General features: G+C 62.2%; 12 protein-coding genes. 10 read left to right on the top strand and 2 right to left on the bottom strand.

What is annotated here, in order from left to right:
- The 8 genes from AB4Y34_RS06705 to AB4Y34_RS06670 all read left to right on the top strand — a co-directional run bounded on the left by AB4Y34_RS06705 (window position 1) and on the right by AB4Y34_RS06670 (window position 8,571).
- Window positions 1–852 (top strand): enoyl-CoA hydratase family protein, encoded by an 852-nt coding sequence (locus AB4Y34_RS06705; protein WP_176366476.1) that lies wholly within the window; start codon window positions 1–3, stop codon window positions 850–852.
- 1 nt (window position 853) lies between these two features.
- Entirely contained in the window at window positions 854–2,065 is a 1,212-nt protein-coding gene (locus tag AB4Y34_RS06700) for an acyl-CoA dehydrogenase family protein (RefSeq protein WP_368715589.1), read from the top strand.
- A complete protein-coding gene (locus AB4Y34_RS06695) occupies window positions 2,062–2,502 on the top strand; it encodes a thioesterase family protein (protein ID WP_176120955.1) in 441 nt (146 codons plus the stop codon). Before AB4Y34_RS06700 ends, AB4Y34_RS06695 begins: the two co-directional genes overlap by 4 nt.
- On the top strand, window positions 2,502–2,897 hold the full coding sequence (locus AB4Y34_RS06690) for a RidA family protein (protein WP_176366474.1): 396 nt from the start codon (window positions 2,502–2,504) through the stop codon (window positions 2,895–2,897). The genes AB4Y34_RS06695 and AB4Y34_RS06690 overlap by 1 nt, the downstream gene beginning before the upstream one ends.
- An 84-nt stretch (window positions 2,898–2,981) precedes the next feature.
- A complete protein-coding gene (locus AB4Y34_RS06685; RefSeq protein WP_368715588.1) occupies window positions 2,982–4,622 on the top strand; it encodes an AMP-binding protein in 1,641 nt (546 codons plus the stop codon).
- A 33-nt stretch (window positions 4,623–4,655) separates the two neighbouring features.
- Window positions 4,656–5,879 carry a dienelactone hydrolase family protein gene (locus AB4Y34_RS06680; protein WP_176106981.1) on the top strand — a complete coding sequence of 408 codons (1,224 nt, stop codon included), beginning with the start codon at window positions 4,656–4,658 and terminating at the stop codon, window positions 5,877–5,879.
- 319 nt (window positions 5,880–6,198) lie between these two features.
- Window positions 6,199–7,692 carry a DHA2 family efflux MFS transporter permease subunit gene (locus AB4Y34_RS06675; protein ID WP_368715587.1) on the top strand — a complete coding sequence of 498 codons (1,494 nt, stop codon included), beginning with the start codon at window positions 6,199–6,201 and terminating at the stop codon, window positions 7,690–7,692.
- Window positions 7,693–7,737: 45 nt separating this feature from the next.
- A complete protein-coding gene (locus tag AB4Y34_RS06670; protein WP_176106984.1) occupies window positions 7,738–8,571 on the top strand; it encodes an AraC family transcriptional regulator in 834 nt (277 codons plus the stop codon).
- Window positions 8,572–8,629: 58 nt separating this feature from the next.
- Here the strand turns inward: AB4Y34_RS06670 and AB4Y34_RS06665 are convergent, their stop codons facing one another.
- Together AB4Y34_RS06665 and AB4Y34_RS06660 are read right to left on the bottom strand one after the other, a co-directional pair.
- Window positions 8,630–9,994 (bottom strand): MFS transporter, encoded by a 1,365-nt coding sequence (locus tag AB4Y34_RS06665; protein WP_368715586.1) that lies wholly within the window; start codon window positions 9,992–9,994, stop codon window positions 8,630–8,632.
- Between the two features lie 354 nt (window positions 9,995–10,348).
- Window positions 10,349–11,221 (bottom strand): GyrI-like domain-containing protein, encoded by an 873-nt coding sequence (locus AB4Y34_RS06660; RefSeq protein WP_368715585.1) that lies wholly within the window; start codon window positions 11,219–11,221, stop codon window positions 10,349–10,351.
- A gap of 149 nt (window positions 11,222–11,370) precedes the next feature.
- Here AB4Y34_RS06660 and AB4Y34_RS06655 point away from each other — a divergent pair, with 149 nt between their 5' ends.
- Window positions 11,371–11,754 (top strand): hypothetical protein, encoded by a 384-nt coding sequence (locus AB4Y34_RS06655; protein WP_176110499.1) that lies wholly within the window; start codon window positions 11,371–11,373, stop codon window positions 11,752–11,754.
- A gap of 401 nt (window positions 11,755–12,155) precedes the next feature.
- Complete coding sequence (locus tag AB4Y34_RS06650) at window positions 12,156–13,730, top strand: PQQ-binding-like beta-propeller repeat protein (RefSeq protein WP_368715584.1); 1,575 nt, start codon at window positions 12,156–12,158, stop codon at window positions 13,728–13,730.
- The last annotated feature ends 73 nt before the right edge of the window (window positions 13,731–13,803 follow it).

Genomic DNA, 13,803 nt, shown 5'->3' with positions numbered 1-13,803 from the left:
ATGACACGATCCACCGCCGACGCACTGTTGGCCGGCAACCGCCTGACCCTGGCGGGCTACGAGGCGAAGCACTTCGGCTGGTCGGTGACCAGCAAGGTCGCGACGATCACGCTGAACCGCCCCGAGCGCAAGAACCCGCTGACCTTCGAATCGTATGCGGAGTTGCGCGACCTGTTCCGCGACCTCGCGTACGCGACCGACGTGAAAGCCGTCGTGCTGCACGGCGCGGGCGAAAACTTCTGCTCGGGCGGCGACGTGCACGACATCATCGCGCCGCTGATCGATCTGCCGATGCCCGAGCTGTTGCTGTTCACGCGCATGACCGGCGACCTCGTCAAGGCCATGCGCCATTGCCCGCAGCCGATCATCGCGGCCGTCGACGGTGTCTGCGCGGGCGCCGGCGCAATCCTCGCGATGGCTTCCGATCTGCGCCTCGGCACTGCGCGCAGCAAGCTCGCGTTCCTGTTCACGCGGGTCGGCCTCGCCGGTTGCGACATGGGCGCATGCGCGATGCTGCCGCGCATCATCGGCCAGGGACGCGCCGCCGAACTGCTATTCACCGGCCGCTCGGCAAGCGGCGACGAAGCTCACGCATGGGGCTTTTATAACCGCCTGTGCGACCCGGCCGCGCTCATCGAAGAAGCGCACAAGCTCGCCGCCGATCTCGCGTCCGGCCCGACCTTCGCGCATGGCATGACGAAGAAGATGCTGCACCAGGAATGGAGCATGAGCATCGACGAAGCGATCGAATCCGAAGCGCAGGCGCAGGCGATCTGCATGGGCACGCGCGACTTCGAGCGCGCGTACGACGCGTTCGCGGCGAAGACACGTCCGGTGTTCGAAGGAGACTGAGTTGAGCGCCGACCATCAGAACACGCCGATCGACTTGCATAACCCGCTCGCGTGGCCGTTTTTCGAGCCGCGTCATCGCCAACTCGCGGGCGGCATCGACGCGTGGTGCCGCGAGCATCTCAAGCATCAAAATCATGGCGACACCGACGCGACCTGCCGCCTGCTGGTGCGTGAACTCGGTGAGGCCGGCTGGCTGAAATACGGCGTCGGTGGCGTCGCTTATGGCGGCCACGGCGACGCGATCGACACGCGCGCGGTGTGTCTGCTGCGCGAAACGCTCGCGCGCTATTCCGGCCTCGCCGATTTCGCACTGGCAATGCAAGGCCTCGGCTCTGGCGCGATCTCGCTCGCCGGCACGCATGAGCAGAAATCGCGCTATCTGCCGCGCGTCGCGAGCGGCACGGCGATCGCCGCGTTCGCGCTGTCGGAGCCGCAAGCGGGCTCGGACGTCGCGGCGATGGCGCTGGCCGCACGCGAAGAGGGCGACCACTACGTGCTCGACGGCGAAAAGACGTGGATATCGAACGGCGGAATCGCGGACTTCTACGTGGTGTTCGCGCGCACCGGCGAGGCACCGGGCGCGCGCGGCATCAGCGCGTTCATCGTGGATGCAGAAACGCCGGGCCTAGACATCGCCGAGCGCATCGACGTGATCGCGCCGCACCCGCTCGCGCGTCTGCGCTTCACGAACGCGCGCGTGCCGAAGAGCCAGATACTCGGCGCGCCCGGCGAAGGCTTCAAGATCGCAATGCGCACGCTCGATATTTTCCGCACGTCGGTGGCGGCCGCATCGCTCGGCTTCGCGCGTCATGCGATGGCCGAAGGTCTCGCGCGCGCGGCGTCGCGCAAGATGTTCGGCCAGACGCTCGGCGACTTCCAGTTGACGCAGGCGAAGCTCGCGCAGATGGCGCTGACGATCGACAGCAGCGCGCTGCTCGTCTATCGAGCCGCGTGGCTGCGCGACCAGGGCGAAAGCGTCACGCGCGAAGCCGCAATGGCGAAATGGCACGCGAGCGAAGGCGCGCAGCAGGTGATCGACGCAGCCGTACAGCTTTACGGCGGCATGGGGGTGCAAAGCGGCAGCGCGGTCGAGATGCTGTACCGCGAGATCCGCGCGCTGCGCATCTACGAAGGCGCGACCGAAGTGCAGCAGTTGATCGTCGGCCGCGATCTGTTGAGGGCGCATGCCGCTGCGAACGGTAACGCGCAATGAGTACATCGTTCGAGCGGCCCGTCCGCATCCGCTTCTCGCACTGCGATCCCGCGGGCATCGTGTACTTTCCGCAGTACCTCGTGATGACCAACGTGCTCGTCGAAGACTGGTTCAACGAGGGCCTGCGCATCGACTACGCGCACATGATCGCGCGGCGCCGCATCGGCCTGCCGATCGTCAAGCTCGACTGCGAGTTCTCGCGGCCGAGCCAGATGGGCGAAACGATCCTGCTCACGCTCGAGGTGCACACCATCGGCCGCAGTTCTATCGGCATCGAGATTCACGGGCATTGCAACGGCGAAACGCGCTTTCGTTCGAAACAGGTGCTCGTGTTCATGTCGTTCGACAGCGCCAAATCGATCGATATTCCCGGCGACATCGCGAGCGCGCTCGCGGCGTACGCTCCATCGCCCTCCCCCATCGAGGCTCAGCGCTGATGAAAAAAGCTCTCCTTCCCGCCGGCTGGGTCAAACCGCGCGGCTATGCGAACGGCGTCGCGGCGAGCGGCACACAGGTGTTCATCGCTGGCCAGATCGGCTGGGACGAACAGGCGCAGTTCCATTCCGATGATTTCGCGCTGCAGTCCGAGCAGGCGCTGAAGAATCTGCTCGCCGTGCTGCGCGAAGCGGGAGGCAAGCCCGAACATCTGGTGCGCCTCACCTGGTACGTGACCGACAAGCGCGAGTACCTCGCATCGCTGAAGGACATCGGCCGCGTGTTTCGCGAGCTCATCGGCGACTACGACATCGCGATGAGCGCGGTGCAGGTCGTCGCGCTGATGGAAGACCGCGCGAAGGTCGAGATCGAAGCCACCGCGGTGATTCCGCACTGAACGTCATACAGGTACCGAACGCACAGGCAAGCCCTTCACACCGAACGAAGCGCATTTTCCGGCTCAACGCCCCGGGAGACCATGATGGAACCGTCAGCACACGTCGATACTTTCGCGCGCGACAATCTTCCGCCGCAGGATCAATGGCCCGTCTTTCTGCTCGACAATCCGGACGTCGCCTATCCGCCGCGGCTGAACTGCGCGACGGAACTGCTGGAGCGGACCATCGAGGCGGGGCATCGCGACCGGCCGGCGATCTGGTCCGACGTGGATGGCAAGCCTCAAGCGACCACGTATGGCGAACTGCTCGCAATGGTCAACCGTAGCGCGCATGTGCTCGTCGATGAAATGGGCTTGCGGCCCGGCAACCGCGTGCTGCTGCGTGGACCGAACACGTTGCAGATGGCCGTCGCCACACTCGCGGCGCTGAAGGCCGGGCTCGTCGTCGTGCCGACCATGCCGCTGCTGCGCGCGAAGGAACTCAAGCAGATCATCGAGAAAGCGCAAGTCAGCGCCGCGCTTTGCGACGCGCGCCTGAGCGCGGAACTCGAGCGCTGCACGAATCCGCGCGACGAGCTCTACTGCGCGGTGCTGAAGCAGACGCGCCGCTTTCACGACGATTCCGCCGATTCGCTCGAGACGCTCGCCGCCAACAAGCCCGAGCACTTCACCGCCTGCGACACCGCCGCCGACGACGTCTGCCTGATCGCGTTCACGAGCGGCACGACCGGCGCGCCGAAAGGCTGCATGCATTTCCATCGCGACATGATCGCGATGTGCGATCTGTTCCCACGTCATGTGCTGAAGCCTTCCGCGAGCGACATCTTCTGCGGCACGCCGCCGCTCGCGTTCACGTTCGGGCTCGGCGGACTGCTGTGCTTTCCGCTGCGCGTCGGTGCGTCGACGGTGCTCGTCGAAAAGCTCACGCCGCAGACCTTGCTCGACGTGGTCGAACGTTTTCATGCGACCGTGATGTTCACCGCGCCGACGTTCTATCGGCAGATGGCGCCGCTCGTTGCGCAACATGACGTGTCGTCGCTGAAGAAGACCGTGTCGGCCGGCGAGGCGCTGCCCGATTCGACGCGGAGTCTATGGCGCGACGCGACTGGCATCGACATGATCGACGGCATCGGCGGCACCGAGCTGATTCACATCTTCGTTTCGTCGCAAGGTGGGGAGATCCGCCCGCACGCGATCGGCCGCGCGGTGCCGGGCTACGTCGTGCAAGCCGTCGATGACGACATGCGCCCGGTACCGCCCGGCACGATCGGCAAACTGGCGGTGCGCGGTCCGACCGGCTGCCGCTATCTGGCCGACGACCGACAGTTGCGCTTCGTGCGCGATGGCTGGAACCTGCCGGGCGATTCGGTCTATCTGGACGCGGACGGCTACGTGTTCTACCAGGCGCGCGCCGACGACATGATCGTGTCGGCCGGCTACAACATCTCCGGTCCCGAAGTGGAAAGCGTGCTGATGCAGCACGAGGCGGTGGCCGAATGCGGCGTGATCGGCGTGCCCGACGAAACGCGCGGGCAGATCGTGCGGGCCTTCGTCGTGGTGAACCCCGGCTACACGGCCGACGATAAACTGGTCGCGCAACTGCAGGATTTCGTTAAGAATAACGTCGCGCCGTATAAATATCCCCGCGTCATCACCTTCGTCGGCGCGCTGCCGCGCACCGAAACGGGCAAGCTCAAACGTTTCGAGTTGCGCATGATGACGTAACCCGTATTGATCATAAGACTGGAGACAGACCGCATGGCCGGCTCTTTCATCGAAGTCGTCGCCCACGATGGCGGCCGTTTCAACGCTTACGTCGCGCGCCCCGCGCAGGGCTCGGGCCCGGGGCTCGTGCTGCTGCAGGAAATCTTCGGCGTCAATGACACGATGAAGGCGACCGCCGATCGCTACGCCGAAGAAGGCTACGTGGTGCTAGTGCCCGATCTGTTCTGGCGCATCAAGCCGGGCATTTCGCTTGGCTACGGCGACGCCGATATGAAACAGGCGCTCGGCTATCTGGGGCAGTTCGATACGGATGTCGCCGTGAAGGACATCGCCGCCACGATCGCCACGTTGCGCGAACTGCCCGAGCAGGCCGGCAAGGTGGGCGTGGTCGGCTACTGCCTCGGCGGCAAGCTCGCGTTTCTGAGCGCGGCGCGCACCGAAGTCGATTGCGCGGTCAGCTATTACGGCGTGGGGCTTGACGCGCATCTCGACGAAGTATCGGCAATCAACTGCCCGATGGTGTTCCACTTCCCTGAAAACGACGCGCACTGCCCGCCCGAAACGCGCGAACGCATCGGCGCCGCACTGCGTACGCGGCCGCAGATCGAGCAATATGTGTATCCCGGCTGCGATCACGCGTTCGCCGCGCCGCAGCGCAAGCAGTACGACAAGCCCGCCGCGATGATGGCGTACTCGCGCACCCTCGCGCTGCTGCGCAAGGTGCTCGGTCCAGTCTACGATCTGAACGCGCTGTGGGAAGCGCATTGCTATCACGAGTTCGCGACACGCGACGTCGATGCGGTGATGCCGACGATGGTCGCCGAGCCCTACGTCAATCACGTGCCGACGATGACGGGCGGTGTCGGGCATGACAATCTGAAGCGCTTTTACACGCATCATTTCGTCAACTCGAATCCGCCCGACACGAAGCTGATTCCGATTTCGCGCACGATCGGCTCGGATCGCGTCGTCGATGAATTCATTTTCAGCTGCACGCATAGCTGCGAGATCGACTGGCTGCTGCCGGGCGTCGCGCCGACCGGCAAGTACTTCGAGGTGCCGATGCTCGCCGTGGTGTGCTTCCGCGGTGACAAGCTTTATAACGAGCACATCTATTGGGATCAGGCTTCGGTGCTCGTGCAGGTGGGGCTGCTCGATCCGGAGGGTTTGCCGGTGGCGGGGATTGAGAGTGCGAGGAAGTTGCTGGATGAGACTTTGCCGTCGAATGGGTTGATGGGGGGTAAGTCGAAGGTTTGAGGATGTGGTCATTCCCTCGATGAAAAATCGGGCGATCATCCGGTCATAGAATGGCGGCGGCACCTTTATAAACGACGCGTCGTCGCCGCCACGAGAAAATGAAACGCCTTCTGAACCGGGTAGTACACGTTGCCAACCATCACCGCGGGCGGCTCGAAGAAACACGGCCTCCCCTACGAGATCAAGCGTTATGGGCGCGATCCGAAGAGCCGCCGCCCAGGATTTCGTAGTTGGACGCGAAATGCGCGGGTGCTAGACTCGAAAACCCATCGTCGGTGATCGACCGAATCCGCGTAAATCCGCGTAAAGGGGCACCCGCATGACCCACTCCCTCCACGGCAAGCAACGTTGGCTCGCACTGATCGTGCTCTGCCTCGGCGTGCTGATGATCGTGCTCGACACGACCATCGTGAACGTCGCGCTGCCGTCCATCGCCACCGATCTCGGCTTTAGCGAGACCTCCCTCGTATGGGTCGTCAACGCCTACATGCTGACGTTCGGCGGCTGTCTGCTGCTCGGGGGACGGCTTGGCGATCTGTACGGACACCGCAAGCTGTTCCTGTGCGGCATTACGCTCTTCACGCTCGCTTCGCTCGCCTGCGGCCTCGCGAATTCGCAAGTGCTGCTGGTCGCCGCGCGCGGCGTGCAGGGCCTGGGTGGTGCGATCGTCTCGGCGGTCTCGTTGTCGCTGATCATGAATCTGTTCACCGAACCCGGCGAACGCGCGAAAGCGATGGGCGTGTATGGCTTCGTCTGCGCGGGCGGCGGCAGCATCGGCGTGCTGCTCGGCGGACTGCTCACCAATCTGCTGAGCTGGCACTGGATCTTTCTGGTCAACCTGCCGATCGGCATTGCGGTGTACGCGCTGTGCCTCGCGCTCTTGCCCGCCGCGCGCGGACACGCGCACGGCGAACGGCTCGACGTGGCCGGTGCGCTCAGCGTGACCGCATCGCTGATGCTGGCGGTCTATGCAATCGTCAACGGCAACGAAGCGGGCTGGACTTCTGCGCAAACGCTCGGCCTGCTGTGCGTCGCGCTCGCGCTGCTTGCGGTGTTCCTCGCAATCGAGGCGAGAGTCGAACATCCGTTGATGCCACTCGGTCTGCTGCGTTTGCGCAATGTCGCGACCGCGAACGTGGTCGGCGTGTTGTGGGCGGCCGCGATGTTCGCGTGGTTCTTTATTTCGGCGCTGTATCTGCAGCGCGTGCTCGGGTACCGGCCGTTGCAGGTGGGGCTCGCGTTTCTGCCCGCGAATCTGATCATGGGACTCTTTTCGCTGGGATTGTCGGCGCGTGTGGTGATGCGCTTCGGGCTGCGCGGGCCGCTCGCGGCGGGCCTGCTGATCGCTGCATGCGGGCTCGCGCTGTTCGCGCGGGCGCCCGTCGACGGCAGCTTCGTCCCCGACGTGTTGCCCGGCATGTTGCTGCTCGGCTTCGGCGCCGGCATCGCATTCAACCCGCTGCTGCTCGCCGCGATGAGCGATGTCGATCCCACCGATTCGGGCCTCGCGTCGGGCATCGTCAATACGTCGTTCATGATGGGCGGGGCGCTCGGGCTCGCGGTGCTGGCGAGTCTTGCCGCGGCGCGCAGCGAGGCAATGCAGGCGTCGTCGAGCGCGGCGGCCGCGCTGAACAGCGGGTATCACGTCGCGTTTCTGTTTGGGGCGGTCTTTGCGGCGGCGGCCGGCGTGTTGGGTGGGCTGTTGCTGAGGCCGGGGCAGGCGGGCGGCGCTGCGGGCGCGCAGAGTGACGTGGTGGAGTCGCCCCGGCCCTCCGCCGCGACTGCAAAACAGCAAGCGCGATCAAATGCCTGAGTTCGCCGCTGACTATGCTGGCTTCATGCTGACATGAGAGCTGACATGAACCCGGTTGGAAAAGCGCTCTGGTATATCGAAAGCCACTTCGCGGGCGAATTGACGCTCGACGACATCGCCCGCGGTGGCTGCGTATCGCGCTTTCACCTCGCCCGCGCGTTCGAAGCGGCCACCGGGATGCCGGTGATGCGCTACGTTCGCGCACGGCGTTTGAGCGAGGCCGCACGACGTCTCGCGGATGGCGCGCCCGACATCCTCGCGGTCGCCCTCGACGCCGGCTACGGCTCTCACGAAGCATTCACGCGCGCGTTTCGCGACCAGTTCGGGCTCACGCCCGATGCGCTGCGCGCGCGGGGTCATCTCGACAACCTGAGCATCGTGGAGCCGATCAAAATGGACGAAACCCTTCTGACCCATCTGGAACCGCCGCGCTTCGAAGACGGCAAGCCGCTTCTCATCGCTGGACTGAGCGAGCGCTATACGTGCGAGACCAGCAAGGCGATTCCCTCCCAATGGCAGCGCTTTGGCGCCTGGTACGGCAGGGTGCCGGGACAGGTCGGCAAGGTGGCTTATGGCGTTGGCTATAACGCCGATGAACTGGGCAACTTCGACTATATGTGCGGCGTCGAAGTCAGCGATTTTTCCGCATTGCCGCCGGAGCTGAGTCGCGTACGCATCGCGGCGCAACGCTATGCGGTGTTCAGTCATCGCGAGCACATCTCGGGCATTCGTCGCACGATGAATACGATCTGGAATCAGTGGTTGCCCGCATCAGGGCACGTGCCTGCCGATGCACCGCATTTCGAACGGTATGGCGAGCAGTTCGATCCGGTGACGGGAATGGGTGGAGTCGAAGTCTGGTTGCCGCTGAAAAGCTGATGCCTGATTCGGCGGATGGCCGCGGATGGCCGCTGCGACCGGCCATCCGCCTGATCGATCACGGAGTGGCGTGTCCCCGATCATGCAATGCATGCACGTCGTCGTATTCCCGCGAGATGTCCTTATTCGTGTAATCGCTCAATCGCATAGCGGCGGCCACGCTAATCACCGCACACACGAACACATACCACGCCACCGCAAATCCCGAATGAAAGTAAGCATAAAGCGCGGTCGCAATCAACGGTGCCGGACCGCCAGCGATGACGGAAGCCAACTGGTATCCCATCGACGCGCCGCTGTAGCGCAAGCGCCCCGTGAACGATTCTGCGATCAACGCGGCTTGGGGACCGTACATCATCGCGTGCGGCACCAGCGAAAGCACGATCGCCGCGAAGATCCATCCCGGGTGATGAGTTCCGACCATGAAGAAGTACAGGAAGCCGAATAGCCCGACTGCAGCGGCGCCGATTACGTACATGCGTCGGCGTCCGATCAGATCGGACACATGACCGAAGAACGGAATCGTGAAGAATTCCAGCACCGAAGCAGCCAGCACCGCGGTGAGCAACAGATCGCGTGTAACGCCCAGACTCATCACGCCATAGGTGAAGATAAATGCCGTGAAAATATAGAAAGGCGCCTGTTCGGCCATACGTGCAAGAGCCGATAGAAGAATGTCTTTCGGCTGCCGGCGCAATACTTCACGCATTGGTGCCTTTTCGATCCTGCGCTCAGCGAGAAGCTTCGCGAAGATCGGCGTCTCGAGGATACTCAAGCGGATATAAAGGCCGATCGCGACCAGCGCAATACTGAGGAAAAACGGCACCCGCCAGCCCCACGTGAGAAATGCGCTGCCGGAGATCTGGCTGGTGGCGAGCACCACCAGATTCGCGAGGAACAATCCCGCGGGTACGCCGAACTGCGGCCACGACGCGATGAAACCACGATGCTTGTTGGTGCGTGCCCATTCCATCGACATCAGCACCGAACCGCCCCACTCGCCTCCCACGCCCACCCCCTGAATAAAGCGCAGAGCCGTGAGCGCGATGGCCCCCCAGATGCCGATCGACGCGTAGGTCGGAACGAAGCCGACGGCGAATGTCGCGAGTCCCATCAGCAATAGCGTCACGATCAACGTTGCTTTGCGTCCGATGCGATCGCCATAGTGGCCGAAAATCGCCGCGCCCACGGGCCGCGCGATAAAGCCGACGGCGTAAATCAGAAAAGCCTGGAGTGTGCCGACGAGCGGGTCCGATTCAGGAAAAAACAGCTTCGCGAATACCAGACCAGTGACCGTGCTGTACAGGAAGAAGTCGTACCATTCGATCGTGGTACCGATCGTGCTCGCGATGACAGCGCGGCGCAACTGGCGCCGTGCCTCCTCTTCGGAGAGGGGCATAGCCCCAGATTGCGTGGCAGCCATTTGATATCTCCCCAAAATGGACGGGTGACATCCTTAGTTGACACTTGGGGTATTGGGGGGTTCCGGTGATTAGGCGAGATGCCGAAAGCGGAACCGCCTTTCGGCTTCTGTCATGGCTAAGAGCCTGGATCGATGAAAACCCGTATCTGAACCATTATTCGCAGAGATCGGGGCTTTGTTTCAAAGGTACATTCCGCTATTGCATTTTTTTCCGCATCTACAATCTGGCAATCATCGCTTCAATGCAATTGATACCGATGCGAAAATTGAATCGGAGCCCGAATGAACCAAAACTTCGGAGACCTCGCGCAGAACGGTTAGGCATCCGATATGCTCATCGCCCCGTTCCCCTAATCACACCAACGGAATGTAGATATCCGTCTGCCATTGATCGAGTGGCGTCTCGGGATAGACGCTCAGGTAGTGGAAAAACAGCGGATGATCTCGCAACTCTTCTCCACTCGAAGGCAGCCAGTCGCGATAGATCGGGTAGATCGTCTCGCCGATGTGATCGGTCGATCCCGTGTGTCGCACCACTGCGCACCGTCCGCCCGGCATGACGAGTTCGCGCACGCCATAGCGATTGGGTGCGACCGGCTCGTCGATCTCTCCGCAGATATCGAAGCGGAATTCCTCCGCTGGCACGGTGTCCGGATTGCCGTGCGGGATGCCGAAGGTCCTGCTCGACGCCACCGGCGATTGTCCGCTTTGAACACGCCAATCGATGAACTTGCGCGCACTCTCGTTGACGAGTCCAGGTGAACCACAATGCTCGAGCGCGGCAACCCGGGTTTCCGCAAAATCGACGATTTTCACTTGCATGGTCAGTCTCCTCGAAAGATAGGGAACAATAAAACTCGCACTCCAGAACTGCCATGCAGGATGCCGTCGAAACGTGCTCGGCGCCATGCCGAACGCACGCTTGAACGCGCGGCTGAAGGCTTCGGGACTGTCGAAGCCGGCGTCGAGCGCGGCATCGAGAACCGAGCACGACGCCCGCGACGCGAGGCGGTGAGCCGCGCGACGCAAGCGCATCAACTGCACGTAGCGTGCGACGGGCACGCCGACATACGCGACAAACTGTCGATGGAAATGGAACATCGAGAAGTTTGCGATACGGCTTAGCGCGTCGACCGACAGATCGCCCTCGAGGTTTGCGTCGATATAGGCGAGAACGGTCTCGAAGCGTTTAGCGTAAGCGGCGGTGGCGTCTGTGTGAGTTAGCATGGTCTGGATCGTGCGAGTTCCGATATGGTCGCCGAGGTTGGATACATCTTACCTAGCCGGACTTGCTCGATCTTCGATTGGCTCGCAGCCGACCCTGGAGAATCTGCGTAAACTTATTCCTTTGCCTCGCTTCCTGAGATTATCCGCCGATGCCCTCTTCGATCAGCAATTCGCTCCTCTGGATCTTCGACGCGTTCGAACGCGATCCGACTTATCTGCGCCGGCGGATGTTTGGCAGCGATGCCGCGTATATCGACGGCCTGTTGTGTCTGGTTGCGGCCGATCGCGATAAGCCGTGGAATGGGCTGCTCGTTTGTACATCGCAGGAACGCCATGCCGCGCTGATTACCGATCTGCCTGCATTGCGGCCTCACCCTGTACTCGGGAAGTGGCTTTATGTGCCGCAGGAGGACCCTGCGTTTGAAGACACTGTCGAGCAGTTGACGGCGCTCGTTCTGGAGCGGGACCCGCGAGTGGGGGTGGAACCAAAGCCGAAAAAGCGGCGCGGAAAGTCGGTATTGCCGGAGGCTTGAAGCGCGTCAGACTCTTGCCGGCGAACCCGGCAAGCCTCCTTTGCCTTTCAGATACCCCACTCCCTCCGCCAGACCAAATTCACGCTGTGCCCCATCCTTCGACCAACGCACATCGAATTTCGCAAGGGCGCCAAGAACTCATTTTATTCAAATAGCATAAATACTCGAAATAACTTCGCAATGGAGAAATTACTATTTGATTCGGTGTGCCTGACATGAAGCACTCTGTGCGATTCCGCACATTACGCCAATGCGCCTTGAGTAGACGTTCACTATATTTTCGATTGCTCCAACACCCCCCCGTAAAAGATTGTTTAGTTAGTTAGTCTTATTAACAGTTTTTATTCCCGCTTCGCAAAAAGCGCAAACGCAGCTTTCCAAATAAACACTGAGGAGACGACATGAGAACTGACACGTTGCATTTAACGTGTGCGCTGCTATTCGGTTTGACAACGAGCAGCATTGCATATGCGACCGATTGGACGACCTCGGGAAACGACTTGATGAACTCCCGAAATCAGGCGAATGAAGTGGCGATTGGTCCGAAGACAGCGGGCTCCCTTCACAAGCTCTGGGCAACTGATACGAGCGGAAACGTGACGGCGACCCCTGCTCTCGATGACAGCTATGCCTATTTCCCGGATTCCGCGGGCTATCTCTACAAAGTCGACAGGAAGACCGGTCAAGTTGTCTGGAAGAACCTCGTATCGTCCTACACGGACATCCCTAACGACTACGCGCGTGCAACGCCCGCTATCTCCGGAAACGTACTGATACTCGGCAATCAAAGCGGCAAACTGCCGAGTCCGCAACCGGCCCAGGTCTTTGCCGTCGACAAGAACACCGGCCTGCGGCTTTGGCACAAGCAAGTCGATCCAACCAAGTATTCAATGGTCACGCAGTCTGCCGTCATCGCGAACGGTACGGCTTTCGTAGGAACGACATCGAACGAAGAATTGATGGCCGCCTATATTCCCCCGCCTGCGTGGCAGTGGAGTTTCCGCGGCAGCGTCGTCGCGCTCGAGGTCGCGACCGGCGCAATCAAGTGGCAGACATACACGATGCCGAACGGCTATTACGGCGGCTCCGTCTGGGGAAGCACGGGCGCCGTCGACGTCGATCGCAATACGGTGTTCATGGGTTCCGGCAACAACTGGGCAGTACCTCAGGCCGTACTCGACTGTATGAACAGCGGCGGCACGCCGACATCGTGCATCGACCCGAACGACCACTTCGACTCGATCCTCGCGCTGGACATGACGACGGGCGCAGTCAAATGGTCCGCGCGCGGACTGCCGTACGACACGTGGAATGTCGGCTGCGGCCTCAACGTGCCGGGCGTCTTCACTCTTCCGCCGAACGCCAACTGCCCCAATCCGCAGGGTCCGGACTGGGACTTCGCGCAAGGGCCGATGCTCTTCGGTGGCAATGGCAATGCCGGCCGACTGGTCGGCGCGGGGCAAAAGAGCGGGATGTTCTGGGCCTTCGATGAAGAAACGGGCGCACTGCGTTGGTCCACCCAGGTCGCCCCCGGAGGACTCACAGGCGGTCTGCAGTGGGGATCGGCCAACGACGGCCAGTTTATTTACGTTGCGGCATCGAACAGCGGGATGACCGGCTCGGGCACGACGCCAGGCGTATGGCAGTTGGCGAACGGCGGCGGCACCACCACGTCGGGCGGCTGGGCATCGCTCAACGCGAATTCCGGCGCGATCAAGTGGACCACGCCGGACCCACTCGGAAGCCGCGCGGAGGCAGCGGTCAGTGTCGCGAATGGCGTGGTGTTCGGATGCAATCTCGACTACACGAAAGGCACGATGTACGCGCTCGATTCTTCCAACGGAAAAGTACTGTGGTCATTCGATAGCGGCGGCGCGTGCAATGCCGGACCGGCCGTTGCGGACGGCGTGGTGTTCTGGGGTTCTGGTTCAACGAACGGACCGGGGCCGAAAAAATTGTTCGCCTTCGGTCTGTAGGAAACGCCAAAGGCCTCGTCCTTTCACGACGGGGCCTTTGGCTCTTTGCTACGATGTGAGTCTGTTCCGAGGC

Origin of the sequence: Paraburkholderia sp. BR10954, assembly GCF_040965775.1 — a bacterium.
Classification (GTDB): Bacteria; Pseudomonadota; Gammaproteobacteria; order Burkholderiales; family Burkholderiaceae; genus Paraburkholderia; species Paraburkholderia youngii.
Note: the sequence above shows the minus strand (reverse complement) of the source record. Positions and strands in the feature narration are given on the sequence as shown.